Below are 25,973 nucleotides of genomic sequence, written 5' to 3'. Positions count from 1 at the left end.
GGCGGGGTCAGCCCCGGCGCCGGCTCCCCTCCCGGTCCGGGCGCCCCCGTCCGGCGTCCAGCAGCGCCGCCAGCCTGCCGTACGTCGTCTCCCAGGTCCATTCCTCCTGGACCCAGGCCCGGCCCTTCTCCCCCATGGCCGCCGCACACGCCGGGTCCCCCAGCAGCTCGACGAGGCGGGCTGCGACGGCGCCCACGTCGCGGCCGTCCACGACATGGCCGCTCTCGCCGTCGCGCACGGCGTCGGGGGCGCCGCCCGAGTCACCGGCCACGACGGGCAGTCCGGCCGCCGCGGCCTCCAGGAAGACGATGCCGAGCCCCTCGACCTCCAGACCGCGGCGCCTGGTCCGGCACGGCATCGCGAAGACGTCGGCGGCCGCGAAGTACGCGGGCATCGCCGTGTGCGGCCGGCCGCCCGCCAGGACCACGGCGTCCTCGCAGCCCGTGGATCGGGCCAGCCGTCGCAGGGAGCGCCCGTACGGTCCGTCCCCGGCCAGCAGGAGCACGGCGTCCGGGACGGCGTCGCGCACGAGCGGCAGCGCACGGATCAGCGTGTCCTGGCCCTTGCGCGGGACGAGCCGGGCCGCGCAGAGGATCACCGGCCGGCCGCGCAGCCCGTGGGTCGCCCGTACGCTGCCGGGGGCTTCGCGCCCGCCGGGCGCCGGAGTCCGGAAGACCTCGCTGTCCACGCCCGGCACGAGGCGCGCCATTCGGCGGGCGGCGTCCGGTCCGAGGGCGGCGGCGACGGGGGCGCGGGTGGCCGCGCCGAGGTAGGTGACCGTGTCGGTGCGCTCCCCGATCCGGCGCAGGAGCGCCCGCGTACCGGGGGTCCGGGCCCACCAGACCTCGTGGCCGTGCGTGGTGGCGACGATCCGCCGTATCCCGGCCTCCCGGCGCAGCCGGCCCGCCATCAGGGCGAGCGGTGCCGCCGCTCCGAACCAGACGCTGTCGCAGCCGTACCGACGGGCGAGGGCCGCCGCGCGGTCGGCGACCCGTGCCGTCGGCAGCAGGGTCCGCGCGCGGTCGCGTACGACGGGATACCCGAGGGCCGCGTCGTGGGCGGCGGCCCCGGGTTCCGAGGAGGTGTAGACGACGACGCGGTCGGCGGGGAAGCGGCTGGTCATCGCGTGGACGAAGGTCTCGATGCCGCCCTGGCGCGGCGGGAAGTCATTGGTGACGACGAGCGTGCGGGGCATCGGGGGCCCTTTCTCGGGAGGGCGCCGGCACCCCGGAGGTCGCGCCCTCCACGGAGGCTTCCGGCGGGAGGGGTGTGCGGTGCGACGCCAGGACGGCGAGGACCAGCGGGTGGACGAGGTAGCCGAACCGGCTGGCGGGCATGAGCGAGAGGGCCAGCAGGAGTCCGAGCGCGAGCCGCGAGGCGGCGGCGGCCACGGTCCCCGGCGGCCGTACGACGAGCGACACGGCCATCAGCAAGGCGCTCACGGCCAGCAGGAGCACCGCCGCCGCCCGTCCGCCGGGTGCCCGGGTGGCGAGCAGGTGCCCCGGGAGGGGGCTCGCCGCCGTGGAGACGGTGTCGGTGAGCCCGAGCGGGAAGGCGACGACATGGGTCAGGAAGGCCGCCGGGTCGCGGACGACGACCGGGAGGACCAGGACGGCCACCGTCACCGCCCCGGTCACGGCGCACCGCAGGACCGGCCGGCTGCCCTGGTCCCCGTCCCGGCGGCTCCGGGTCCTCAGCAGCACCAGGCAGACCGGGAGAGCGGGCCAGGCCGTCCATTTGAGGGCGGCGGCCAGCCCGAGCACCAGCCCCGCGCCACCGGCCCTCCCCCGGCCGGCCAGGGTCAGCCCGAGGCACATCAGCGCGACGACGGGCAGATCGACACCGCCGACGGCGAGCGGGAGGGCGACGAGCGGGCACGCGGCGGTCCACAAGGGCGGAAGTCCGCGCCCGCACGCGGCGAGAGCGGCGAGGAAGGCGGCACCCGTCCACACCCGGGGATCGGTCAGCGGGCCCGCGCCGAAGAGGGCCTCCGGGATCCCGAAGACCGCCATGCCGGGCAGGTACGGGTCGAAGTCGGCGAGGGCCTCGGGGTGCGGGACGTAGGGGCTTCCGGTGGCGAGCAGCAGGCTCGCGGACCGGGCGACGACCTCGACCTCCAGCTGGGCGCGGCCCGCGGCGAGGAGGATCAGCAGGGGCAGCAGGGCCGCGCCGGAGGCGGCCACGGCGGCGGCCCGGCGGCCCCGGCTCGCGGCGGGGCCGTAGTCGGCGGGGCCGCGGTCGGTGGGGCGGCTCGGGGACAGCCAGGCGGCGGCCGCGTAACCGGCCGCCGCGACGGCCCCCCACACCCGTCGGGGTCCACGGGTGGAGAGCGCGGCCGTGGCGAGGGCGGCGAGCGCGCAGGCCGCCCACCACCACCGGCCGCTCAGGGTTCGTGGGCGGTACCGGGATGCGCCCACGGCCCGTATCCGGCGCCACCGGCCGTTCAGGGCCCGTATCCGGGCCGGGAGCCGGGCCGGTATCCAGGCTGGGGTGGTGCCCGCCTCCTTGTCCTTTTCCTCGCCCGACCCCTTTTCCGGTCCCTTGTCCGATCCCTTGCCCGCCCCCGGGAGAGCCGCTGTTCCGTCCATGCGGCCGACAGTAGAAAAGCCCTGGTGACGGGGCGTCACACCGGAATCCGGTCCTGTCCCTCGACCCGTGGCATGAGACGTCCGGAGAATCTCAACCCGTACTCCGATGCGCGGCCGGGGCCCGTTGCCCAAGAATCGGCCCATGGACAGGACGACCTCATGAGCGACACGGCCACCGAGCGCGGCCGCGGCCCGGCGCCGCACGTGCTGCGGCAGCGGTTGCGCCGGTGGGCCGCGACGCCCGCCTATCCCTGGGTGACGGGCGCCGTGCTGACGGCGTTCGCGCTCGGGGAACTGGCCGTCGTACCGGGATCGCCGGTCACGGTATTCGGGGTCCTGCTGTGCACGCTCTCCACCATGTGGCGGCGCTCCCATCCGGCCGTCGGGTTCCTGACGGTCGGCGCGGCCCTGCTCAGCTTCGCGACGGACGGCAATCTGGCGTACGCCACGATCGCCGGCGCGCTGCTGGGGAGTTACGCGCTGGGCCGCCACCGGGTGCAGCACCCGGCGTTGCTGGTGACGTGCGCGGCGCTGGCCTCCCTCATGGTGAACCTCGTCCACATCGACCGCTGGACGCGCGACGGTTCGCCCGGGCTGCCCGTGCTCCAGGGCGGCGACCGGTTCAGCCTCGGGCTGTACGCGGAGACGCTGGTGCTGACCGTGATGTTCCTCGGCTCGGTCAGCATGGGCGACGCGGTGCGGGCCCGGGAGGAGACCCGGCACGAGCGGGCGGCCGCGCAGTCCAGGCTGCTGGCCGTGGAGCGGCGCCAGGCGGCCGAGGCGGAGCGGGCCGCCATCGCCCGCGAGCTGCACGACATGATCGCGCACTCGGTGTCGATGATCGCGGTCCAGGCCGAGAGCGCCACGTACACCACGCCTGACCTCTCGGAGCCGGCGCGGGACGCCTTCCAGCAGATCGCGGGGACGGCCCGCTCCTCGATGAAGGAGTTGCGGCGGCTGCTCGGGGTGCTGCGGACGGGCACCGAGGGCGTCGTGCCGACGGCGCCTCAGCCGTCGCTGGCCGGGCTGGGTGACCTCGTCGACCAGCACCGTGCCGTGGGCGGCTCGGTCGACCTGCGCGTCGTGGGCGAGCGGACACCGCTTCCGGCGTCCTGGGAGCTGTCCGCGTACCGCATCGTGCAGGAAGCGCTGACGAACGCGCGTCGGCATGCCCCGGGCGCGCACACCACGGTGGAGATCGCCTACCGGCCCGGTCTGCTGGCGATCCGTGTCGGTGACGACGGCCCGGGCCCGTGCGGCGTACCGGACGGTCGTGGCCACGGTCTCATCGGCATGCGCGAGCGGGCGGCGCTGCTGGGAGGCCGCGTCACCGCCGGCCCGGGGCCGGCCGGCGGCTTCCTGGTGGAGGCGGAGCTCCCGTGGTGATCAGAGTGCTCGTGGCCGACGACCAGGCGGTCGTCCGGACGGGTTTCGTCGCCCTGCTCAACACCCAGCAGGACATCGAGGTGGTCGCGGAGGCCGAGGACGGGACCGGGGCCGTCCGCCTCGCCGCCGAGCTCCGCCCGGATCTGGTGCTGCTGGACATCAGGATGCCGGGGATGAACGGCATCGAGGCCGCACGCGAGATCGTGGCGGCCTCGGGCGGAGCGACCAGGGCGCTGATGCTGACGACGTTCGGGCTCGACGCCTACGTGTACGAGGCGCTGGCGGCGGGGGCGAGCGGTTTCCTGCTCAAGGACGCCACCTTCCCGGAACTGCTGCACGGCGTACGGGTGGTGGCGCGCGGCCACGCCCTGCTGGCCCCCGAGATCACCCAGCGGCTCATCGGCGAGTTCGCCCGGCAGCGGATCAGCTGTCCTCCGGACCGCAGCGTCGACGGCCTCACCGCCCGCGAGGTGGAGGTCCTCGTCCTCATAGCGCGGGGCCTGTCGAACGCGGACATAGCCGCCCGTCTGTCCATCACGGACCACACGGTGAAGACGCACATCAACCGGCTGTTCGCGAAGATGGGTCTCCGGGACAGGGCGCAGGCGGTGATCCTCGCCTACGAGCTGGGGCTCGTCGTCGCGGGAGCCCCGGGGCGCGGTGGTCAGGGCTGAGCGGCCGGGGACAGGACGACGGTCTCCGCCGGGTCGAACTCCACGCCGACCACCGCCCCTTCGTGGGGTGTGTCGCGCAGGGTGCAGACGGCTTCCAGCGCGGGCCCGTCGGCCGGGTTCAGGAGCACGGTGACGTGGTGGCCGCGGAAGGTGCGTGCGCCGACGGTGCAGCGCAGTCCTCCGTCCGGGGCGCCGATCCGTACGCCGGCGGGCCTGACCAGCAGGTCGCACCGGCCCTCGGGCGAGCCGTCCGGCACCGGCACCTTGCCCCAGACGGTGTCCGCGAGGGACCCCGTGACCGTCGCCTCCACCACGTTGTCGAAGCCGAGGAACCGGGCGACGAAGGCGGAGGCGGGTCGCTGCCAGACGTCCAGCGGGGTGCCGCTCTGGGTGATCGCGCCGTCCCGCATGACCACCACCCGGTCGGCGAGCGCGAAGGCCTCGCCCTGGTCGTGGGTGACGGCGAGCACCGTCGTACCCAGCCGTCCGAACAGGGAGCGCAGTTCGACGACGAGGCGTTCGCGCAGGCTCCGGTCGAGCTGTCCGAGCGGCTCGTCCAGCATCAGGAGCTTGGGCCGTGGGGCCAGGGCACGGGCGAGGGCGACACGCTGCTGCTCGCCGCCGGAGAGCGCGGCCACGGCACGACGTCCGGCGCCGGGCAGGCCGACCAGGTCGAGGAGTTCCGCGGCCCGGCTCTCCCGTTCGGCGCGCGGGACACCGTGCATCCTCAGCCCGAAGGCGACGTTGGCGGCGACGTCCTGGTGCGGGAAGAGCTGGTGGTCCTGGAACATCAGCCCGACCCCGCGCCGGTGCACGGGCACGGCGGCCTGGTCCGCACCGTCCAGGAGCACCCGCCCGCCGTCCAGCGGCCGGAGTCCGGCGACGGCGCGCAGCAGCGTGGACTTGCCGCTGCCGCTGGGGCCCAGAACGCAGACGATCTCGTGGTCGGCGACCTCCAGGTCGACGGCGTCCAGCGCGGTCCGCTTCCCGAACCTGACGGTGGCCGACTCCAGTGCCAGCATTCTCAGAACTCCCCGGATCGGTCGGTGCGGATTCGTTCGAGCAGCAGCAGCGACACCGCGCAGACGAGCATCAGGATCGTGCTGAGGGCCATCGCCTGGCCGTAGTTGAGCTCCCCGGACCGCCCGAGCAGCCGCGCCACCGCGACCGGGAGCGTGGGGTTGTCGGGCCGCGCGATGAACACGGTCGCGCCGAACTCGCCCAGCGAGACGGCGAACGCGAAGCCCGCCGCGACCAGCAGCGCCCGACGCACCAGCGGCAGGTCCACCTCGCGCCAGGCGCGCAGCGGCGACGCCCCGAGCACGGCGGCTGCCTCCCGCAGCCGTTCGTCCACGGCGCGCAGCACCGGCAGCATGGTCCGTACGACGAAGGGGACGCCGACCAGCGCCTGGGCGAGCGGTACGAGGATCCAGCTCGTCCGCAGGTCCAGCGGGGGCTTGTCGAGCGTGATGAGGAAACCGAAGCCGACGGTCACCGCGGACACCCCGAGCGGCAGCATCAGCAGCGCGTCGAACCCGCGCACCAGCCGGCCGGCCCGCCGGGTGAGGGCGGCGGCGGCCAGTCCGCCGATCACCAGGGCGATGGCGGTCGCGGCCAGCGCGTACCGCAGCGAGTTCCAGATGGCCTCCAGCGGCGGCACCAGGAAGGTGGACCCGCCCGCGTCGGCGGACTGCAGGGCCCGGTAGAAGCCGAGGCCGTACCCGCCGGAGGTGTCCAGGGAGCGTTCCACCAGGACGCCGAGCGGCAGGACGACCAGCAGCGCGACGGTCAGCAGGACCCCGCCGAGCAGGGCCCGCTGCCCGGCGCCGCGCGGCCGCCGGGAGGTCTGCGAGGGATCGACCAGCCGCAGCGCCGTCTCCCGCCGCCGTATGGTCCAGGCGTGTAGGGCGAGGATCGCGCCGACCGCGGCGAACTGGACCAGCGTCAGCACGGCGGCCGTCGGCAGGTCGAGCAGCTGGGCGGTCTGCCGGTAGATCTCCACCTCGAGCGTGGAGTAGGAGGGGCCGCCCAGGATCTGGACGACGCCGAAGGAGGTGAACGTGAAGAGGAAGACCATCAGGGCCGCGGCCGCCACCGCCGGGGCGAGCGCGGGCAGGGTCACCCTCCGCCAGGCGGCCAGGCGGCCGGCGCCGAGCACCCGGGCGGCCTCCTCCTGGCGCGGGTCGAGCTGCGCCCAGAGGCCGCCGACGGTCCGTACGACGAGCGCGTAGTTGAAGAACACGTGCGCGAGCAGGATCGCCCACACCGTGGTGTCCAGCCGGACACCCCACAGGTCGTCGAGCAGTCCCCCGCGGCCCAGCAGCGCCAGGAACGCCGTCCCGACGACGACCGTGGGCAGGACGAAGGGCACGGTGACGACGGCTCGCAGCAGTTGCTTGCCGGGGAAGTCGAAGCGGGCGAAGACGTAGGCGCCCGGCAGCGCGATCAGCAGGGTCAGCGCGGTCGAGGCGAGCGCCTGCCACGTGGTGAACCACAGGACGTCCTGGAGGTCCGGCCGGCTCAGCACCTCACCGATCCGGCCGAACTGCCAGACGCCGTCCGCCTTCAGGCCGCGGCCGACGATGGCCGCGACGGGGTAGGCGAAGAACAGCGCGAAGAAGGCCACGGGCACGGCCATCAGGCCGAGCCGGACCGCGCCGCCCCTCCGCCCGCCCCGCCGTGCGGCGGGCGTGGCTACTTCACGACGATCGAGGACCATGACCGGACCCACTGCTCACGGTTCTCGGCGATCTTGTCCGGGGCCACCGTCGCGGGCTTCTCGGACTCGGCGCCGAACTTCGTGAAGAGCTCGGGCAGCTTCGCGTCCTTCACGACCGGGTTGACGAACATCTTCAGCGGCATGTCCTCCTGGAACCGCTTGCCGATCAGGAAGTCCAGCAGCGCCTTGCCGCCCGCCTCGTTCCCGGCGCCGTCGAGCAGCCCGGCGAACTCGATCTGGCGGAAGCAGGTGCCGGTGGCGACACCGGTGGGCGCCTCGGTGGGCTGCGGGTCGGCGTACAGCACCTCGACGGGCGGGCTGGAGGCGTACGAGACGACGAGCGGCCGGTCGCCGCCCGCCTTCTTCCCACCCGCGGAGCCGGAGAACTCCTCGTTGTACGCCTGCTCCCAGCCGTCGACGACCTTGACGCCGTTGGCCTTCAGCTTCTTCCAGTAGTCCTGGTAGCCGCTGTCGCCGTGCGCGGCGACGGTGCCGAGGAGGAAGCCGAGGCCGGGCGAGGAGGTCGCCGCGTTCTCGGTGACGAGCAGGTTCTTGTAGGCCGGCTTCAGCAGGTCGTCGAAGGACGTCGGCGGGTCGAGCTTCTTGTCGGCGAAGTACTTCTTGTCGTAGTTGACGCAGATGTCGCCGGTGTCGACCGGGGTGACCCGGTGCTTGTCCGCGTCCAGCTGGACGTCGGCGGCGACGCGGTCGAGGCCCTTGGCCTCGTACGGCGTGAACAGCCCGTTGTCCAGGGCGCGGGAGAGCAGGGTGTTGTCGACGCCGAAGAAGACGTCGCCGCGCGGGGATCCCTTGGTCAGGATCTCCTGGTTCAGGGCGGCGCCCGCGTCACCGCTCTTGAGCACCTTGACCGTGTAGCCGGTCTCCTTCGTGAACGCCTTGAGGACGGCGTCCGAGGCGTCGAAGGAGTCGTGGCTCACCAGGGTGACGGTCTTGGAGCCGCCGGCACCGGTGGAGCCGGAGTCGTCGCCGCAGCCCGCCAGCACGGTGACGCCGAGCGCGGCGGCGAGTGCCGTCGCCGCGCACTTGGTGGTGGTGTTCATGTGATTCCTCCTGGGATGACCAGGAAGAGACGCGGCCCTGCCCGCTCGGTGAGCGGGCAGGGCGCAACAGCTTGAGTAAGGTCCGAACTTCCTACCCGGAATGACCCGGGCGAGGTTCAGAGGGTCTGCGGACGACCTGTCCTGGTGCCGCACTCTCAGCGCTGTGGCGCTCCCCTGTCGGAATATGAAGTTGATTTCCCGGCCAGGCTACACCGGCCGGAACGCGTCTCGTTGGCCGGATCGCTTCGCCCCGGTCCGCCCTTGTCAGCGCTCGGCTGCCGCCAGCTGTCCGCAGGCGCCGTCGATCTCCTGGCCGCGGGTGTCCCGGACCGTCACCGGCACGCCGTGGGCCGCGATCGCCTCGACGAACGCCTTCTCGTCCTCGGGCCGCGACGCGGTCCACTTGGAGCCGGGCGTGGGGTTCAGCGGGATGAGGTTGACGTGCACCCGCTTACCCTTGAGCAGCCGGCCCAGCAGATCGCCCCGCCAGGCCTGGTCGTTGATGTCGCGGATCAGCGCGTACTCGATGGAGATCCGCCGGCCGGACTTCTCCGCGTACTCCCACGCCGCGTCCAGGACCTCCCGGACCTTCCAGCGTGTGTTCACGGGGACGAGGGTGTCGCGCAGCTCGTCGTCCGGGGCGTGCAGCGAGACGGCGAGGCGGCACTTGAACCCCTCGTCGGCGAAGCGCAGCATGGCCGGGACCAGGCCCACCGTGGAGACCGTGATGCCGCGCTGCGAGAGCCCGAGCCCGTCCGGCTCGGGGTCGGTCAGCCGGCGGATGGCCCCGACGACCCGCTTGTAGTTGGCCAGCGGTTCGCCCATGCCCATGAAGACGATGTTGGACAGCCGCGCCGGTCCGCCGGGGACCTCTCCGTCGCGCAGGGCCCGCATGCCGTCCACGATCTGGTGGACGATCTCCGCGGTGGACAGGTTGCGGTCGAGGCCGGCCTGGCCGGTCGCGCAGAACGGGCAGTTCATCCCGCAGCCGGCCTGGGAGGAGATGCACATGGTGACCCGGTACGGGTACCGCATGAGGACGGACTCGACGAGCGTCCCGTCGTGCAGCTTCCAGAGGGTCTTGCGGGTGGTGTCGTCGTCACAGCTGATGTGGCGCACCACGGACATCAGGTCGGGGAACATCGCCTCGGCGAGCCTGTCCCGCGACCCGGCGGGGATGTTGGTCCACTCGGCCGGGTCGTGCGCGTACCGCGCGAAGTAGTGCTGCGACAGCTGCTTGGCGCGGAACGGCTTCTCGCCGATCGCGGCGACCGCCTCCTTGCGCTCGTCGGGCGTGAGGTCGGCGAGGTGGCGCGGGGGCTTCTTGGCTCCGCGGGGCGCGACGAAAGTGAGTTCTCCGGGCTTAGGCATGGTTCCTCCAGTGTTACAGACACGCCGAGGTCGTCGAGACCTCCGTCGGCTCGGAAGGGGCGGGGGACCGGGGGGAACCGGGCGCGTCGGCCGTCATCAGGCGACGTCGGCGCCTCTTCGACGGCCCAGGACGGTCCAGGGCCGCCGCGCGGTCCGTGACCGATCGCACGGCCGGCGGAGGGGCCGCTCGGCTGTCCGCGGCGACCTCGGCGGGTGTGCGGGGGCGACGGAACCGGGTAACGTCCCCGACGCCGATGTGCGAGTGAGAGCGTGACGGCCCCTGCCGACGCCCTTCGACGTCGCCTCCCGTCCCCCACCGCTGAATCCGTAGATCACTTCACCTCATTACCGGGAGAACCCGTGACCGTGAGCAAGAACATCAACAACCCCGTAGGAATGGGCGGCGGCCAGCGCAAGAGGCTGTCCCGCGCCGAACGGCAGAACAACGGTCCGCACCGCAACCTCGACCGCCAGGGTGCGGCCGAGCAGAAGGCGGAGCTGGTACGCAAGATGCGCGAGAAGGCAGGCACCGCCGAGGGCGCCGGGCAGGCGGGCGACGACGCCGCACACGGCTGACGCGCCCGCCGCGGGGCGGCACCGTACGGAGCAGGGCCCGGACCGCGACACACGGTCCGGGCCCTGCCGCCGTACCGGACGCGGTGGGTTGCGCCCGGCTCTCGGCCGGTCCCCCGCGTCCCGGGTCATGGGTGCTGATCCATGCCACGAGGGCCTCCCGCTCCAGGAGCGGGAGGCCCTCGTACGGGACGGTGCGGGACCGGCGGGTCAGCCGGCTCCGACGAAGACCACGAGCAGGATCCAGACGATCGGCGCCGTGGGCAGCAGCGAGTCGAGCCGGTCCATGATGCCGCCGTGCCCCGGCAGCAGCGTGCCCATGTCCTTGATGCCGAGGTCGCGCTTGATCATGGACTCGCCCAGGTCGCCGAGGGTGGCGCTGGCGGCCACCGCCAGGCCCATCAGCAGCCCCTGCCACCAGCTGCCGTCGTCGATCAGGAACTGCATGCACAGCGCGCCGGCCACCATGGCGAAGGCCAGCGCGCCGACCAGCCCCTCACGCGTCTTGCCGGGGCTGATGCGGGGGGCGAGCTTGTGCGTGCCGAAGCGCCAGCCCACCGCGTACGCGCCGGTGTCGCTGACCACCGTGAGCAGCAGGAAGGTCAGCACCCGCCAGGCGCCGTCGTCCGCGGTGAGCATCATCGAGACGAACGTGGCGAGGAATGGCACGTAGAACACGGCGAAGACCCCCGCCGTGACATCCCTGAGGTAGTCGGCGGGCGGCTGTGTCATCCGCCAGACGAGCACCGCGAGCGCGGTGAGCGCCATGGCGATCCAGGCGCCCTCCGCACCCCGCACGTAGCCGGCGACCACCATGGCGGCGCCGCCGACGGCGAGCGGGACGAGGGGGGCGTCGATGCCCTTGCGCTCCTTGAGGCGGGAGGTGAGCTCCCAGAGCCCGACCACCACCGCCACCACGACCACACCGACGAAGACGGCCTTCACCACGAAGAGCGAGCCGATGACGACGGCACCGAGCCCGACGCCGACCCCTATGGCCGCGCGCAGGTCACGCCCCGCGCGCTTCTTCTGGGGCGGAGGCGGCGGGGACGGGGTGGACATGGGCTCCTGCGGCTTCTCGTCACGGAACAGGGGACCGCTGACGTGCGCGGCGTCCCTGTTCCGGTCGGCGCGGTCGTCGGTGTCTCTACCTTCGTCGGGAAGGTCCGGCACGATGGGCATGGGCCGAGTCTGCTGGGCGCCGTGCACATCGTGGGCGGGACCCGCCGGGGCGGCCCCCATCTCGGGCGCGCCCCGGTAACCGGCTCCCCGCGGGGCGCCCCAGGAGGAGTCGTTCATCAGACTTCGAGCAGCTCGGCTTCCTTGTGCTTCAGCAGCTCGTCCACCTGGGCCACATACTTCGCGGTGGTGTCGTCGAGCTCCTTCTCCGCACGGCGGACCTCGTCCTCGCCGGACTCCTTGTCCTTGACGAGCTTGTCCAGCGACTCCTTGGCCTTGCGGCGGACGGAGCGGATCGAGATCTTGGAGTCCTCGGCCTTGGTCTTGGCGACCTTGATGAACTCCTTGCGGCGGTCCTGCGTGAGCTCGGGGAACGTCACGCGGATGATGTTGCCGTCGTTGCTCGGGTTGACGCCGAGGTCGGAGTCGCGGATCGCCTGCTCGATGTTGCGCAGCGCGCTCTTGTCGAACGGGGTCACCACGGCCATGCGCGGCTCGGGGACCGAGAACGAGGCCAGCTGGTTGATCGGGGTCAGCGCACCGTAGTAGTCGGCGACGATCTTGTTGAACATCGCCGGGTGCGCGCGGCCGGTGCGGATCGCGGCAAAGTCCTCTTTGGCGACGACGACGGCCTTCTCCATCTTCTCCTCGGCCTCGAGGAGGATTTCTTCGATCACCACGTGCTCCTGCGTGTCTTGGGTGGGCCCGGCATCGTCGGGCCCTGCGGATCCTGCGTCGCGTCCTCACCTGCACGGTGTCCGACCGGCAGGCCGTTGTCCATCCTGTGGGCCGTCAGGCCCGGGTGCTCTCGTCGCTCACCAGCGTGCCGATCTTCTCACCCTTGACCGCGCGGGCGATATTGCCCTCCGCCGTCAGCTCGAAGACGAGGATCGGCAGTTCGTTGTCACGGCAGAGCGTGATGGCGGTGGCGTCGGCGACCTTGAGGTCGCGGGCGATCACCTCGCCGTACTCCAGCGCGTCGAACTTCACCGCCGCGGGGTTGGTCCGCGGGTCGGAGTCGTAGACGCCGTCCACCCCGTTCTTCCCCATGAGCAGCGCCTCGGCGTCGATCTCCAGGGCACGCTGTGCGGCGGTGGTGTCGGTGGAGAAGTACGGCATCCCCATGCCGGCGCCGAAGATCACGACGCGCCCCTTCTCCAGGTGCCGCACGGCACGGAGCGGGATGTAGGGCTCCGCGACCTGGCCCATGGTGATGGCGGTCTGGACGCGTGAGTCGATGCCTTCCTTCTCCAGGAAGTCCTGGAGCGCCAGGCAGTTCATGACGGTGCCGAGCATGCCCATGTAGTCGGACCGCGCCCGGTCCATCCCGCGCTGCTGGAGCTCGGCGCCGCGGAAGAAGTTGCCGCCGCCGATGACGATCGCGATCTCGGCACCGTCGCGTACGACCGCGGCGATCTCGCGGGCGATGGCGTGTACGACGTCGGGGTCGACGCCCAGACCTCCGCCACCGGCGAACGCCTCGCCGGACAGCTTCAGCATGAAGCGTCCGGACACCTTGCCGTCGTCGCGCTTGTGGTCACCCTGGGTGGCGTCCGCGCCGTTGTTCATGGAGATTCTCCTCGTGCACATACGAAGAAGGCCATTGCCGATGGGTCTGTCGTCCCTCAGTGGCAATGGCCTCCTCGTCAGATCTGCGGTCGTCCGGCATGGTGCGGCCGACGACTGCACCAGACCCTATCGGGTCTGCCGTTGTTCGCGGACGGACTCAGATGCCGACCTTGATGCGCGCGAAGCGCGTCAGGCTGACTCCGGCCTCGTCCAGGACCTTCTGGACCGACTTCTTGTTGTCCTTGGCGAAGGCCTGCTCGACGACGACGACGTCCTTGAAGAAGCCGTTGACGCGACCCTCGACGATCTTCGGGAGGGCGGCCTCGGGCTTGCCCTCCTCACGCGAGGTGGCCTCGGCGACACGGCGCTCGTTCTCGACCGTCTCGGCCGGGACCTCGTCGCGGCTGAGGTACTTCGGGGCGAAGGCGGCGATGTGCTGCGCGACGTCCTTGGCGACCTCGGCGTTCTCCTTGTCCAGCTGGACGAGGACGCCGACCTGCGGCGGGAGGTCGGGCATCGTGCGGTGCATGTACGCGGCCACGTAACCGCCGGTGAACTGCGCGAAGCGGTCCAGGACGATCTTCTCGCCGAGGTTGGCGTTGGCCTCGTCCACGTACGCCTGGACGGTCTTGCCGGCCTCGATCTCGGAGGCGAGCAGCGCCTCCAGGTCGGCCGGGGAGGTCGCGGCCACGTGCGCGGCGAGCGTGTTGGCGACGGTCTGGAACTTCTCGCCCTTGGCGACGAAGTCCGTCTCGCACTTGAGCTCGAGCAGGACGCCGGACGTCTTGTCGTCGGAGATCAGGGAGACGACGGCACCGTTCTCGGCGGAACGGCCTTCGCGCTTGGCGACGCCCTTCTGGCCCTTGATACGGAGCGCCTCGACGGCCTTGTCGACGCTGCCGTCGGCCTCGTCGAGCGCCTTCTTGCAGTCCATCATGCCGGCGCCGGTGAGCTCACGGAGCTTCTTGACGTCGGCGGCGGTGTAGTTCGCCATGAGTCTGGGTTCTCTCTCGAAGTCTGAAAGATCTACGGGTCAACGGCGGGGGCGGTGCCTGTGCACCGGCCCCCGCCGTCTTCAGCCGTGACTGACGGGTGTCAGGCCTGCTCGGCGTCCGCGGCCGGAGCCTCGGCGGCGGGGGCCTCGGCAGCGGGGGCCTCGGCCTGCTCGGCGGCGATGGCGGCCGGCTGCGCGTCGGCGTCGGCGTCCTTCTCGGTCTCGACGGAGGACTGGACCTCCGCGTCGTCCTTCTTCTCGCCCTCGAGCAGGTCGCGCTCCCACTCGGCGAGGGGCTCGCCGGCGGCCTTCTCGCCCGGCTTCGAGTCACCGGTGGCGGCACCGGAACGGGCGATGAGGCCCTCGGCGACGGCGTCGGCGATCACGCGGGTGAGCAGGGTGACGGAGCGGATCGCGTCGTCGTTGCCCGGAATCTTGTAGTCGACCTCGTCGGGGTCGCAGTTGGTGTCGAGGATCGCGACGACCGGGATGTGGAGCTTGCGCGCCTCACCGACGGCGATGTGCTCCTTCTTGGTGTCGACGATCCAGACGGCGCTCGGCACCTTCTGCATCTCGCGGATACCACCGAGGGTCTTCTCCAGCTTGGCCTTCTCGCGGGAGAGGACCAGGAGCTCCTTCTTGGTGAGGCCGGAGGCGGCCACGTCCTCGAAGTCGATGAGCTCGAGCTCCTTCAGACGCTGAAGGCGCTTGTAGACGGTGGAGAAGTTGGTGAGCATGCCACCGAGCCAACGCTGGTTGACGTACGGCATGCCGACGCGCGTCGCCTGCTCGGCGATGGCCTCCTGGGCCTGCTTCTTGGTACCCACGAACATGATGGAGCCGCCGTGGGCGACGGTCTCCTTGACGAACTCGTAGGCGCGGTCGATGTACGACAGCGACTGGAGCAGGTCGATGATGTAGATGCCGTTGCGCTCCGTGAAGATGAAGCGCTTCATCTTCGGGTTCCAACGACGGGTCTGGTGACCGAAGTGGACGCCGCTTTCCAGCAGCTCCCGCATCGTGACGACGGCCATGGCCGTACTCCTTGAGGTACTCGGTTGTCGCGAGCGCAGGATTGCGCTCGCGCCTGACGCCCCTACGCGCCGTGCCACAAGGGACCGAGGAGCGCGGCCACCGTCCGCTGAGAGGGAGGTGGCGGGGCGTGCGAAGTCGACCCGGTGACCCGGATCGCCAGAAGAAGTGTACGGGACCCGCCGGGTGCCGGGTGACGGCGATGTCCACAACCGGCCGGTCGTCCACAGATCCGGCCCGTGATCCCCACGGGAGGGCGGGCCGGGGGATCGTCGGGTCATGCGACGAACACGCGAAGTGACGGCGGGCGCGGGCCGGTCGGGGCCTCCCGCACCGGCTGCGACCCGGCGCGGGAGGGGTGCGGGCCACGGGCGCCGTGCGGGCGTGGTGGCCCTGGCCGCGGTTCTGCTGCTGGTGGTTCTGCCGCCGGCGTCGGGGCCGGCCGCCGCGTCGGGCGTCCGGGCCGCCCAGGCGCCCCGGGCGGGTGCGGCAGGGGGGACGCCCGCCCGGGGCGCGGTCCGGTCCGGGGCCGCCTTCGACGGCGGCCGTGCCTGGCCGCTCGCCGGCCGGCCCCGGGTCGTACGGGGATGGGAGCCGTCCGAGAACCCGTACGGCCCGGGGCACCGTGGGGTCGACCTCGCCGCCGGGACGGGCGCCGTGGTGCGGGCGGCCGCGCCGGGCCGGGTCTCGTTCGCGGGGCAGGTGGCGGGGCGCGGAGTCGTCGCGGTCGAGGTGACGGGCAGCGGCGACCCACCGCTGCGCTTCACGTACGAACCGGTGCGGGCGCACGTAGCGAAGGGCGACGAGGTGACGGCCGGGCAGCTGGTGGGTACGACCGGGCCGGGGGCCTCCCATTGCACGGCGCGCTGTCTGCACTGGGGGCTGCGACGCGAGGACACCTACCTGGATCCGCTGTCCCTGCTGCCGCGGTCCTTGCTGCTGCGGGGACCCTCCCGGCTGCTGCCGGTGTTCGGCGTACCGGTACCGCAGGCCGTACCGCAGCCGTCGCGAGCCAGCCGTGCGGCGCCGCGCCGCCGCGGAGCACGCGGCGCACGCGGCGGGCGCGAAAGGCACGGCGGGCACGACGGGCGCGAAAGGCAACGACGGCGGCGAGGGACATGACGGGGCCCAGAGGCGTGGTCGACGCGGGCGCGAGTGGCGTGGTCGACGCGGACACCGGGTTCCGCTCGGGGCCGGGGTCCCGCCGGGAGGGCGGTGTCAGCCCCGCACGCCGCGCAGGACCATCGCCACGGCGGTGTCGGCGACCGAGCCGGGCTCCTCGACACCCATCTCGATACGGCGCACGGCGGCGTCCACCGAGCCCTGGAGCAACATCGCGGCCAGCCTCGGCTCGGTGTGGCCGAGGTCGCCCAGTGCCTCGACGATCATGGCGATCAACCCGCCGTGCGCGGCCCGGATCTTCTCCCGGGCCCCGGCGTCCAGTTCGCTCGCGGAGATCGCGACGACCGCGCGGTGCCGCCGGTCCCCGACCAGGTCGAGTTGGCGGCGCACATAGGCCTCGATCTTCCCCTCGGGGGTGGCCGCGCCGGCCATGGCGTTCTCGACCTCCGCCGCCCACACGGGGAAGTCGACGGCGCAGAGCTCCTCGACCACTGCCGCCCGGGACCGGAAGTACTCGTAGACGGAGGATCTGGCGAGTCCCGTGCGTTCGGCGAGGGCGGGGAAGGTCAGCGCTTCCGTACCGCCCTCGGACAGCAGGGAACGCGCGGCGTCCAGGAGGGCGCCGCGCTGCATGGTCCGGTGCTCGGCCACGGAGGCCGCTCGAATCCTGGGCACCTGACCACTCTACGGCGGCGGGGGTCCGGAGGAAGGTGCCCGTCCCTGACCGGGTGGCCGAAGCCGGTCCGTCAGCGTCCGGCGTCGGCCAGCTTCGCCCGGAGCTGGAGCACCGACTTGGTGTGGATCTGGCTGACCCTGCTCTCGGTGACACCGAGGACGTTGCCGATCTCGGCGAGGGTGAGGCCCTCGTAGTAGTAGAGGGTGACGACGGTCTTCTCGCGCTCCGGGAGTGTGTTGATGGCGCGGGCGAGCATCCGTCTGAGTTCCCGGTCCTCAGCGATCTCGACCGGGTTGTCGGCCGCGGTGTCCTCAAGGGTGTCCATCAGGCTCAGCCGGTCACCGCCCTCCCCGCCGACATGCAGCAGCTCCTCCAGCGCCACCACGTTGGCCAGCGACAACTGGCTGAAAACGGAGTGCAGTTCCTCCAGGGCGATCCCCATCTCGGCGGCGACCTCGGCCTCCGTCGGGGTGCGCCGCAGCTGCGCCTCCAGCGTGGCGTAGGCGCGTTCGACGTTGCGTGCCTTCTGACGCACGGACCGGGGGATCCAGTCCAGGGCCCGGAGTTCGTCGATCATCGCCCCACGGATCCGGGTGATCGCGTACGTCTCGAACTTGATGGCGCGTTCGAGGTCGAACTTCTCGATGGCGTCGATCAGTCCGAAGACCCCGGAGGAGACGAAGTCCGCCTGCTCCACGTTGGACGGCAGCCCCACACTGACCCGGCCGGCGACGTACTTCACCAGGGGCGAGTAGTGCAGGATCAGCTGCTCCCGCAGCCGCTCGTCACCCGTCGACTTGTAGGAACGCCACAACTCGTCGAGCGAGGAGGGGGCAGGAGGGCGCACAGTGCCACGCGCAGCCGGTGGTACTGCCGCGCGGTCAGACCCGGAGGTGTGCTGGGGCATGTGGTGCCTTGAGCCGTTCTGCTGTCTGGTGCTGGGGACGTGTCTCTGGGGCGGGATCCTTGCGAGCGTAGCGTGACTGAAGTGTTGCGGTGTGCACAGGAGCGGGCACCGTACCGTGCGATTCCGGCCCCTGAGACACACCTTCGGACATGGCCGGGGACGGGACGGTCACCGCGCACACCGGCCCCCGCAGCCCCGCCGGGTGCTCCCGAGGTCATCGGCATCACCTTTTCACCCGAATGCTTCAGGTCAAGTACCGCCTCGCCGCACATCCCCATCACGTGGGGGTACGGGCGTCAATCTCCATCCGTCGCCCTGACGTTCGACGAACCCCAGTGAGTGGAGTTCGTACAACCGACCGAGTGCTTCGTCGGTCGACGTCCCTGCGGCACGGGCCACGTCGCGCCCGGCCATCGCCCCCTTCCGGGGCAGGGCGTCCAGGACACGTGCGCAGGCGGCGCCGAGCAGGTCCCGTGGCAGCACGCGGCCTCGCCTGACCGGGGCGAGATCACCGATCTCACCGACCAGCTCGACGACTTCACAGGCGTCGGTGACCAGCACCCCCTCGCCGCGCAGGAGTTCGTGCACCCCGGCGGAGAGTCCGCTCGTGGCGGGCCCCGGCACCCCCATGGTGCAGCGCCCCAGCCGCTGGGCGTTCCGGGCGGTCACCAGCGAACCGCTGCGGTACTCCGCCTCCACCACGACGGTCCCCCGGGTGAGCGCGGCGATCACCCTGTTACGCAGGATGAACCGGCTGCGGGTCGGGTGTTCCGCGGGCGCCAGCTCGCCGATCACCAGCCCCTGCCCCACGATGCGCCCGATCAGCTCCGCGTGACCGCGCGGGTAGGCGACGTCCACCCCGCAGGCCAAGACGGCCAGGGTCGCCCCGCCGGCGCCCAGAGCGCCGCGGTGGGCCGCCCCGTCCACCCCGAAGGCGGCACCCGAGACCACCACCCAGCCGCGCTCCGCCAGCCCCGCGCCGAGGGTGGCCGCCATGTGTGCCCCGTACGGCGTGCAGGCCCGGGCGCCGACCACCGCGACCGAACGCAGGGCCCAGAGGCGGAGGTCGGGGATGCCCCGCACCCAGAGTCCGACGGGCCGCGCGTCCCCCAGATCGTCCAACTGGCTGGGCCATTCCCGGTCGCCCGGACAGACGAAGCGCCCTCCGACGGCGTCCACCGCCGCGAGGTCCCCGTCGGGGTCGGCCGTCGCGGCCCGTAACCGGTAGCCCGTCAGCCGTGGGGCCGTCACGCCCGTGAGCGTGGGGCCCTGGCCGTCCGCGCAGGTCAGGCGGCGCATCAGCTCGACGGCACCGAACTCGCGGAGCCAGCGGCCCCCTCGCTCGTCCCCGGGTTCGAGGACGCGGGTCAGGGCGGCCCGGGCCCGGCGCTCCTGGTCGGGCCCGGCCTGGGGCTCACCGGCCCGTGGCGCACCGGCCCGCGACCCGCCGGCTCCGGTCCCGGCCCCGGCCCCGCTCCGTGGGGCGTTCACGACGCACCGGCTTTCAGTGGCACTCCCCGGTGGATCCCCGTACGCAGCTCCAGAGCCACCGCGATGTCGGAGGCGTCCGGACGGTCGGCGGCCCTGAGGTCCGCGAGCGTCCACGCCACGCGCAGCACCCTGTCCAGCCCCCGGGCTGTCAGCAGGCCCCGCTCCATGTCGCGTTCGGCGGCCATCAGCGCGCCCGGGGCCGCGGTCAGCCGGGTCCGGAGCTCATGGCCGGGTACTTCGCTGTTGGTGGTCCAAGGGGTGCCCGCCAGCCGCTCGGCGGCCCGCACCCTGGCCTCGCGCACCCGCACGGCGACCTCCGCCGAGGACTCCCCCCGGCCGCCGCCCCCCATCAGGTCCGCCCTGCCCACGGGCTCGACCTCGACCCGCAGGTCCACCCGGTCCAGCAGGGGCCCGGAGAGCCGTGCCTGGTAGCGGCGGACCGCCGAGGGCGGGCACTCGCACCCCGCACCCGTCAAGGTGTGCCGCCCGCACGGACACGGATTGGCGGCCAGCACCATCAGGAACCGGGCCGGCAGCCGCACCACCCCGGCTGCACGCGCGACCACCACGTGCCCGGACTCCAGGGGCTGGCGCAGGGCGTCCAGCGCGCGCCCGGAGAATTCGGGCGCCTCGTCCAGAAAAAGGATTCCACGGTGTGCCAGGGAGACCGCGCCGGGCCGCGGCAGCCCGTTGCCCCCGCCGACCAGCGACTGCATGGTCGCCGAGTGGTGCGGGGCGCAGTACGGCGCCCTGGTGACCAGCGGTTCACCCGGGGGGAGGATGCCCGCCACGGAATGCACCGCCGTCACTTCGAGGGATTCCCGCCGGGACAGCGGCGGCAGGATTCCGGTGAGCCGCTCGGCCAGCATCGTCTTCCCCGCCCCCGGCGGGCCGGAGAGGAACAGATGATGCCCACCTGCCGCGGCCACCTCCAGCGCGGTGCGGGCCCGGGTCTGGCCGGCCACGTCCGCCAGGTCGGGCGGCTGCCCCGTCCTCCGTCCACCGCCCGCCACCAGCCCGGTTCCGACACCCGCGCCCGGCAGCATGAGCCCGGCCTGCAGCGGATCCGGCCGGCTCCGGTCGGCGGCGGGCTCGTCCGGCACCGGCTCGTCGGCGAGCACCGCGATCAGCTGACGCAGACTCCGGACGCCGAGGACCGAGACGCCCGGCACCAGCGCGGCCTCTCCTGCGGTCTGCTCCGGGACCACGACCTGGCGGTACCCTGCCTCCGCCGCGGCCAGGACCGCGGGCAGAACACCGCGCACCGGGCGCACCCGGCCGTCCAGGCCCAGCTCCCCGATCATCACCACGTCGGCGATGGCCGCCGGATCGATCCGCTCGGCGGCACCGAGCACCGAGCACGCCACGGCGAGGTCGAACCCCGACCCTCCCTTGGGTACGGAGGCCGGTGACAGCCCCACCGTCAGCTTCTTCTGGGGCCACTCGGCCCCGGAGTTGACGACCGCCGCCCTGACCCGGTCGCGGCTCTCCACCAGGCTCTTGTCCGGCAGTCCGACCAGCGTGAACGCCGCCACGCCAGGCTCCAGATCGGCTTGGACCTCCACCACCACGCCTTCGACGCCCACCAGCGCCACCGAGCACGCCCGCGCGAACCCCATCAGGCCACGCCCCGCACATGCTCGGTGACGGGCGCTCCGCGTCCGGGCAGGACCACGCCGACCAGATCGATCCTGACCCCGCCCGGCGGCGGACCGCCGTGCTGCGCGAGCCAGATCTCCGCCAGTCTGCGCAGCCGGTCGGCCTTGACCGGTGTGAGCGCCTGCATCGGATGCTCGAACGATCCCGACCTGCGGGTCTTCACCTCGCAGACGACCAGCGCGTCGCCGTCCGTGGCGACGATGTCGATCTCTCCCGTGCGACAGCGCCAGTTGCGCTCCACCACGGCCATCCCGGCTTCGGTCAGCAGCCTCGCCGCCAGATCCTCGCCGTACCGCCCGAGTGCCCTCCGTGCGTTCATCCCGGCACCACCTCCGGCACCGACTCTGCCGCGTTCGGCGGAAGCCGGTGGATCTTGGTGGATAACCTCGTCGATGTGGATACTCCGGCCGCCCGCACGAGTGACAGCAAGCCGGAGAAAGCCGACGAAAGGGACTCCGGGAGCCGGAAACGAGCACTTCGGGGGCCGCAGAACAAGCGCCTCACAGGGGACGAGCCGGGCCGGGGCCCGCAGCCCCGTCAGCCGCCCGGAAGCTCCAGGTCGCTCTTGTTGAGCTCCTCGATGTTCACGTCCTTGAACGTGAGCACACGCACCTGCTTGACGAACCTGGCGGGCCGGTACATGTCCCAGACCCAGGCGTCGGCCATGGAGACCTCGAAGAAGACCTCGCCCTGGACGGAGTGCACCTGCATCTCGTAGTCGTTGGTGAGGTAGAACCGACGCTCGGTCTCGATCACGTATTTGAACAGACCGACGACGTCGCGGTACTCCCGGTAGAGCTTCAGCTCCATCTCGGTCTCGTACTTCTCGAGGTCCTCGGCGCTCATGGCATGTTCCCCTTCAGCCGTGCGTCCCACCATTGTGCGTCAGCCGCGACCGCCCCCGGTGGATTAGGCGATTTCGGGGGCGAGAACCAGCGGATCGCGTGGTGGTCCCTCGTCGAGCAGCGTGCGCAGCAGTCCGGCGAGTCTGGTCGGGTACACCGTCTCACGCGTCGCCAGGAGTTCGGCGGAGGTCCACCACCTCAGGCCGGCGACACTGCGCCGTTCCAGCTCGGTGAACCCGCTCCGGTCGGTGACCGTGACCGCTCGCCCGGTCCGCGCCAGGTAGTACCACTCGTCCTGCTCCCAGCGCCGCCCGTCGAACGGGAAGGAGCAGTTCCGGGTCCACAGCAGCGGCCCGAGGGCCACGTCCCTGATCCCGGTCTCCTCGGTGAGCTCCCGCAGCGCGGCCTCCTCCCGGCTCTCCTCACCCTCCAGGCCGCCGCCCGGGGTGAACCACCAGCGCGTCGACGGCTCGTCCGGCTCGAAGCCGTGCAGCAGCAGAATCCTGTCCGCGGGGTCGAGGAGGACGACCCGGGCGACCTTGCGCGTCTCAGCGGCCACCGGTGGACACCCCCGGCCGCTTCCTCCGGCGTCCGGAGCGGGCGGCGAGTGGTCCGTAGGCGGCACCGCCCAGGATGAGCAGGACGCCCGCCACCACCGCGCCGGCCTGGAGGCGCAGCGGCCCCGCGGCGGACACCCCGCCGGGCAGGGCGGCGAAGGCCTCCGGCCGGTCGATCATGCCGTTCAGCGGCCACGCCACCGCGTCCACCCGGGCCTGGACGGCACTACGCGGTACCGCTCCCTGGTCCGCGTCCTGAAGGTGGACCCGTGAGTCCAGCGAGCCGGTGCGCTCGTCGCCCAGGAGGAAGAGCTTGCCCTCGGGCACCTTCGCGGTGAACTCCTGGCCGGAGGCGGGCTTCCGGCTCGACGGGGCCTTGCCGTCCGCCCGCAGATACGGTTCTTCGATGGGCTTGCCGTCGACGGTCAGGCGGCCCGCCGCGTCACAGCAGGCGATCGTGTCGCCGCCCACTCCCACGACCCGCTTCACCATCGGTACGGCACCCCACACCTCGTCGGTGAAGACGACCACGTCGCCGCGCCTCACGTCGTCGCCGCCCACGCGCTCCGCGAGCACCCGGTCCCCGGCGTTCACCGTCGGGGACATCGACGAGGTCGGCACCGTGTACGGCTTGTACACCACTGCCGCCCAGGCGAAGCCGCCGAGGAAGAGCACACAGCCGACGGCCACGGCCAGGTTCGACAGCACACTGCCGAGCCGGCCGCGGCCGTCATCCGTACGTCCTGTTCCGCTCATCCCAGCGCTCCCCCATCGGAGATCGACAATCGCTGATCCGAGTCGGCACCCTACCCGGCGGTACGCCCGCGGGTCAGCCTCCTGCGACGCCAGAACACGAGGGGCAGCGCGCCGGCCACACCGAGTGCACCCGGAACGGCGGCCGCCGCGGCCGCGTTAAGCCCGGGCTGGTCGAAGGTCTTCGGGACCGGCAGGGTCGCCCAGCGGTTGACCGGCCAGGCCACCAGGACGGCCCGTCCGACCACCTCGTCCACGGACACCGTGCCCTGGCCGGGAAGCTCCTGGTGGTAGCGGGAGTCCAGCGAGTTCTGACGGTGGTCGCCCATGACCCAGATACGGCCCTCGGGCACGTGGATCGGCCCGAAGGGCTGGTCGTCGCAGGCGCTGTTGCCCTCGAAGATGAACGACTTGTCGTCCAGGGCCTTGCCGTTGACCGTCACCGGCCCGTTCTTCTTGCACTCCACGGTGTCGCCGCCGACCGCGATGACCCGCTTGATCAGGTCCTTCTCCTCGGCGGACGGCATCAGCCCGATGAAGCTCAGGAACTTCTGCGCCGCGTTCGGCTCGGGCGTCGCCGCGTCCTCGAGCCAGCCGCCCGGGTCGTGGAAGACCACGACCTCGCCACGCTCCGGCTCGGATCCGAACCAGGGCGTCAGCTTGTCCACCAGCACCCGGTCGCCCCGTTGCAGGGTGTTCTGCATGGAGTCCGAGGGGATGGAGAACGCCTGCACCAGGAAGGTCTTGATCAGCAGCGCCAGGATGAGCGCGATGCCGATGAGCAGCGGCAGCTCCTTCCAGAACGAGCGCTGCTTCCTCTGTGCCGTGCTGCCGTCCTCGCCTGGGGAACCGTCGTCCGCGGAGTCTCCGCCCGGGGGCTGCGAACCCGGCGGCTTCGAGCCCGCGGACTCGAAGCCCCGGGGACCGGAGTCCCCGGGTCCGTGGCCCCGGGTCCGGCCGTCACTCTCCGCCCGGCCCGCCGCGTCCGCCGGAAGGCCGCCGTTCGAGGGCCGGTCCTCGGGTCCGTCGTGTCCGGATCGTGCGCCGACCGCCAAATCCCCCACATCCACTCCTCACTCCGTGCCACCGCCCGCGCCCGATTCGGCGCAGGCCCACCACTCCCATAACGAGCGGGAGTTCCGCAGGGATCGGGAGCAGGACCATTCCGTATGGATCCTGGGAGACCACACTATTCGACGGGCCGCCCCCCGCCGCCGCCCCGGCACGCCCGCCGGCCACGGTCGCGTACGTCGCCGGCTCCTCCAGCCTGCGCCAGTGGGCGAAGGGCCAGGCGATCACCACCGCACGTCCGACGACCTGTTCCTCGGAGACCGTGCCTTGGTGCGCCTCGTCGAGGTGGAACCGTGAGTCGGCGGAATTGGAGCGGTGGTCGCCCATCACGAACAGGCGGCCCGGCGGAACCTTTACCTCGAATTGGACCGTGGACGGCTCACTGTCCGGATGCAGATAGGGCTCGTCCAGCGGTACGCCGTTGACGGTGACCTTGCCGTCCGTCCCGCAGCACTTGACCGTGTCGCCCCCGACACCGACCACCCGCTTGATCAGGTCCTGCTCGTCCTGCGAGGGCAGCAGCCCGATGAAGGTCAGCAGTTCCTTGACCTGCTTCACACCGACGGGTGACTCGTCGGCCACGGTCTCCTCCCGGGGCAGCCAGCCACCCGGGTCCTCGAAGACCACGACGTCCCCGCGCTCGGGTGTGGTCCCGAACCACGGTGTCAGCTTGTCCACCAGCACCCGGTCGCCGATCTTGATCGTCTGCTCCATCGATCCGGACGGGATCACGAAGGCCTGGACCAGGAACGTCTTGAGCACCAGTGCGATCAGCAGCGCCACCAGGACGAGGAGGGGTATCTCCTTGATCGCTGACCCGCGTCTGCGGCGCTTCACCTTGCGGGCCAGCTTGCGGCGCTCGGCCCGGGTGGGCAACGAGCGGGGCCCGGCGGGCCCGGCGCCCGTGGCCCCCGGTGAGGAGGCGTCCGGTTCTCCGCGTCCGCGTCCCCGCCTACCCACGGTCCGCGCCCGCCGGCCGTATGCCGGTGAAGGCGTCGGTTCCCTCCAGCGCCCCGATCCTGCCGAGCGGCCAGCCGAACCAGTCGACCCGCCCCACGACCCGGTCGACGGGCACCATTCCACCGCCGGGCTGCCCGAGGTGGTCACGGGAGTCACGCGAGCGGGAGCGGTGGTCGCCCATCATCCACAGGTGGCCGTCGGGCACCACGATGTCGAACGCCACCTGGGAGGGCCGGTCGCCCGGATGCAGGTACTCCTCGTCGACCGGGTCGCCGTCGACCTCGATCCGGCCGCGCTTGTCGCAGCAGACCACGTGGTCGCCCCCCACACCCACCACCCGCTTCACGAAGTCGGTCTCCTCGGGCTCGGCCAGTCCCAGGGACGAGGCCACCCCGCGCAACACCGCGGCGACGGGGTTCTGGCCGGGCGTCTCCTGCACGAAGGAGCCGGTCCCGTCGAAGACCACCACGTCGCCGCGGAGCGGTTCGGAGCCGAAACGGTACGCCAGTTTGTTGACCAGCACCCGGTCCCCCACCCGCAGTGTGGGCTCCATCGAGCCGCTGGGGATGAGGAAGGGCTGCAGCACGAAGGTGCTGAAGAGCAGCAGCGCGGCCGTGCAGAGTGTGCCCAGGAAGGCGACGCGCCTCCAGGAGGTCCGCTCCGCCTCCGGGTCCCGGACATGCGTGAAGCGCGACCCCTCCTCCGTCCCGGCGGCCGGGTCGGAGGAGCGATCGCGCTCCGTGTGCTGTGCTTCGGTGTCCATCGGGGCCGAATCCTATCGGTCCG

At 72.2% G+C, this 25,973-nt stretch carries 26 protein-coding genes and 1 riboswitch; of the genes, 4 read left to right on the top strand and 22 right to left on the bottom strand.

The window, feature by feature from the left end; translation table 11 throughout:
* Positions 1–7: 7 nt before the first annotated feature.
* Together SACTE_RS24055 and SACTE_RS24050 are read right to left on the bottom strand one after the other, a co-directional pair.
* Positions 8–1,195: a glycosyltransferase family 4 protein gene (locus tag SACTE_RS24055; RefSeq protein WP_014048617.1), complete on the bottom strand. Its 1,188-nt coding sequence runs from the start codon at positions 1,193–1,195 to the stop codon at positions 8–10.
* Positions 1,167–2,588 (bottom strand): glycosyltransferase 87 family protein, encoded by a 1,422-nt coding sequence (locus SACTE_RS24050; RefSeq protein ID WP_014048616.1) that lies wholly within the window; start codon positions 2,586–2,588, stop codon positions 1,167–1,169. Before SACTE_RS24050 ends, SACTE_RS24055 begins: the two co-directional genes overlap by 29 nt.
* A 159-nt stretch (positions 2,589–2,747) precedes the next feature.
* Here SACTE_RS24050 and SACTE_RS24045 point away from each other — a divergent pair, with 159 nt between their 5' ends.
* Positions 2,748–3,974, top strand: coding sequence for a sensor histidine kinase (locus SACTE_RS24045; RefSeq protein WP_014048615.1), 1,227 nt, complete (start codon positions 2,748–2,750; stop codon positions 3,972–3,974).
* Positions 3,968–4,648, top strand: coding sequence for a response regulator transcription factor (locus tag SACTE_RS24040; protein WP_014048614.1), 681 nt, complete (start codon positions 3,968–3,970; stop codon positions 4,646–4,648). Before SACTE_RS24045 ends, SACTE_RS24040 begins: the two co-directional genes overlap by 7 nt.
* Here SACTE_RS24040 and SACTE_RS24035 read toward each other — a convergent pair.
* The 4 genes from SACTE_RS24035 to rlmN all read right to left on the bottom strand — a co-directional run bounded on the left by SACTE_RS24035 (position 4,639) and on the right by rlmN (position 9,799).
* A complete protein-coding gene (locus tag SACTE_RS24035) occupies positions 4,639–5,670 on the bottom strand; it encodes an ABC transporter ATP-binding protein (RefSeq protein ID WP_014048613.1) in 1,032 nt (343 codons plus the stop codon). The two genes, SACTE_RS24040 and SACTE_RS24035, sit on opposite strands and share 10 nt — an antisense overlap.
* Positions 5,671–5,672: 2 nt before the next feature.
* Positions 5,673–7,286, bottom strand: a complete 1,614-nt coding sequence (locus SACTE_RS24030; protein ID WP_019992279.1) for an iron ABC transporter permease — start codon at positions 7,284–7,286, stop codon at positions 5,673–5,675.
* Positions 7,287–7,342: 56 nt separating this feature from the next.
* Positions 7,343–8,428, bottom strand: coding sequence for a thiamine ABC transporter substrate-binding protein (locus SACTE_RS24025; protein ID WP_014048611.1), 1,086 nt, complete (start codon positions 8,426–8,428; stop codon positions 7,343–7,345).
* A gap of 70 nt (positions 8,429–8,498) precedes the next feature.
* Positions 8,499–8,614: riboswitch (TPP riboswitch) on the bottom strand.
* A 78-nt stretch (positions 8,615–8,692) separates the two neighbouring features.
* Complete coding sequence (gene rlmN, locus SACTE_RS24020) at positions 8,693–9,799, bottom strand: 23S rRNA (adenine(2503)-C(2))-methyltransferase RlmN (RefSeq protein ID WP_014048610.1); 1,107 nt, start codon at positions 9,797–9,799, stop codon at positions 8,693–8,695.
* Positions 9,800–10,159: 360 nt separating this feature from the next.
* On the opposite strand from rlmN, the gene SACTE_RS24015 reads away from it, so the two are divergent.
* On the top strand, positions 10,160–10,375 hold the full coding sequence (locus tag SACTE_RS24015) for a DUF6243 family protein (RefSeq protein ID WP_014048609.1): 216 nt from the start codon (positions 10,160–10,162) through the stop codon (positions 10,373–10,375).
* Between the two features lie 207 nt (positions 10,376–10,582).
* Here the strand turns inward: SACTE_RS24015 and SACTE_RS24010 are convergent, their stop codons facing one another.
* From SACTE_RS24010 to rpsB, 5 genes are all read right to left on the bottom strand, one after another.
* Positions 10,583–11,671, bottom strand: coding sequence for a phosphatidate cytidylyltransferase (locus SACTE_RS24010; protein WP_014048608.1), 1,089 nt, complete (start codon positions 11,669–11,671; stop codon positions 10,583–10,585).
* A complete protein-coding gene (gene frr, locus SACTE_RS24005; protein ID WP_014048607.1) occupies positions 11,671–12,228 on the bottom strand; it encodes a ribosome recycling factor in 558 nt (185 codons plus the stop codon). Before frr ends, SACTE_RS24010 begins: the two co-directional genes overlap by 1 nt.
* Positions 12,229–12,343: 115 nt before the next feature.
* The gene (gene pyrH / locus SACTE_RS24000) at positions 12,344–13,120 is read right to left on the bottom strand and encodes a UMP kinase (protein WP_014048606.1); all 777 of its coding nucleotides are present in this window, start codon (positions 13,118–13,120) and stop codon (positions 12,344–12,346) included.
* A gap of 157 nt (positions 13,121–13,277) precedes the next feature.
* Positions 13,278–14,114 carry a translation elongation factor Ts gene (gene tsf / locus SACTE_RS23995; protein ID WP_014048605.1) on the bottom strand — a complete coding sequence of 279 codons (837 nt, stop codon included), beginning with the start codon at positions 14,112–14,114 and terminating at the stop codon, positions 13,278–13,280.
* Positions 14,115–14,215: 101 nt separating this feature from the next.
* Positions 14,216–15,148 (bottom strand): 30S ribosomal protein S2, encoded by a 933-nt coding sequence (gene rpsB / locus SACTE_RS23990; RefSeq protein ID WP_014048604.1) that lies wholly within the window; start codon positions 15,146–15,148, stop codon positions 14,216–14,218.
* 277 nt (positions 15,149–15,425) lie between these two features.
* On the opposite strand from rpsB, the gene SACTE_RS23985 reads away from it, so the two are divergent.
* Positions 15,426–16,268: a M23 family metallopeptidase gene (locus tag SACTE_RS23985; protein ID WP_014048603.1), complete on the top strand. Its 843-nt coding sequence runs from the start codon at positions 15,426–15,428 to the stop codon at positions 16,266–16,268.
* Between the two features lie 96 nt (positions 16,269–16,364).
* Here SACTE_RS23985 and SACTE_RS23980 read toward each other — a convergent pair whose 3' ends face one another.
* From SACTE_RS23980 to lepB (SACTE_RS23930), 11 genes are all read right to left on the bottom strand, one after another.
* Complete coding sequence (locus SACTE_RS23980; RefSeq protein ID WP_019992281.1) at positions 16,365–16,919, bottom strand: TetR/AcrR family transcriptional regulator; 555 nt, start codon at positions 16,917–16,919, stop codon at positions 16,365–16,367.
* Between the two features lie 95 nt (positions 16,920–17,014).
* A complete protein-coding gene (gene whiG, locus SACTE_RS23975) occupies positions 17,015–17,851 on the bottom strand; it encodes an RNA polymerase sigma factor WhiG (protein ID WP_014048601.1) in 837 nt (278 codons plus the stop codon).
* Positions 17,852–18,100: 249 nt separating this feature from the next.
* Positions 18,101–19,342: a DNA-processing protein DprA gene (gene dprA / locus SACTE_RS23970; protein ID WP_014048600.1), complete on the bottom strand. Its 1,242-nt coding sequence runs from the start codon at positions 19,340–19,342 to the stop codon at positions 18,101–18,103.
* Positions 19,339–20,961: a YifB family Mg chelatase-like AAA ATPase gene (locus SACTE_RS23965; protein WP_014048599.1), complete on the bottom strand. Its 1,623-nt coding sequence runs from the start codon at positions 20,959–20,961 to the stop codon at positions 19,339–19,341. The genes dprA and SACTE_RS23965 overlap by 4 nt, the downstream gene beginning before the upstream one ends.
* Positions 20,961–21,320: a YraN family protein gene (locus tag SACTE_RS23960; RefSeq protein ID WP_014048598.1), complete on the bottom strand. Its 360-nt coding sequence runs from the start codon at positions 21,318–21,320 to the stop codon at positions 20,961–20,963. The genes SACTE_RS23965 and SACTE_RS23960 overlap by 1 nt, the downstream gene beginning before the upstream one ends.
* Positions 21,321–21,538: 218 nt before the next feature.
* The gene (locus tag SACTE_RS23955; RefSeq protein WP_003965949.1) at positions 21,539–21,847 is read right to left on the bottom strand and encodes a DUF2469 domain-containing protein; all 309 of its coding nucleotides are present in this window, start codon (positions 21,845–21,847) and stop codon (positions 21,539–21,541) included.
* 63 nt (positions 21,848–21,910) lie between these two features.
* Complete coding sequence (locus tag SACTE_RS23950) at positions 21,911–22,405, bottom strand: NUDIX hydrolase (protein WP_014048597.1); 495 nt, start codon at positions 22,403–22,405, stop codon at positions 21,911–21,913.
* Positions 22,395–23,159 carry a signal peptidase I gene (gene lepB / locus SACTE_RS23945; RefSeq protein ID WP_014048596.1) on the bottom strand — a complete coding sequence of 255 codons (765 nt, stop codon included), beginning with the start codon at positions 23,157–23,159 and terminating at the stop codon, positions 22,395–22,397. The genes SACTE_RS23950 and lepB (SACTE_RS23945) overlap by 11 nt, the downstream gene beginning before the upstream one ends.
* A 50-nt stretch (positions 23,160–23,209) precedes the next feature.
* The gene (gene lepB / locus SACTE_RS23940; protein ID WP_014048595.1) at positions 23,210–24,211 is read right to left on the bottom strand and encodes a signal peptidase I; all 1,002 of its coding nucleotides are present in this window, start codon (positions 24,209–24,211) and stop codon (positions 23,210–23,212) included.
* Positions 24,117–25,187: a signal peptidase I gene (gene lepB, locus SACTE_RS23935; protein WP_014048594.1), complete on the bottom strand. Its 1,071-nt coding sequence runs from the start codon at positions 25,185–25,187 to the stop codon at positions 24,117–24,119. Before lepB (SACTE_RS23935) ends, lepB (SACTE_RS23940) begins: the two co-directional genes overlap by 95 nt.
* Entirely contained in the window at positions 25,180–25,950 is a 771-nt protein-coding gene (lepB, locus tag SACTE_RS23930; protein WP_014048593.1) for a signal peptidase I, read from the bottom strand. Before lepB (SACTE_RS23930) ends, lepB (SACTE_RS23935) begins: the two co-directional genes overlap by 8 nt.
* Between the last annotated feature and the right edge of the window lie 23 nt (positions 25,951–25,973).

Origin of the sequence: Streptomyces sp. SirexAA-E (assembly GCF_000177195.2) — a bacterium.
Lineage (GTDB): Bacteria > Actinomycetota > Actinomycetes > Streptomycetales > Streptomycetaceae > Streptomyces > Streptomyces flavovirens.
This window is presented reverse-complemented; position numbering and strand designations above follow the sequence as displayed.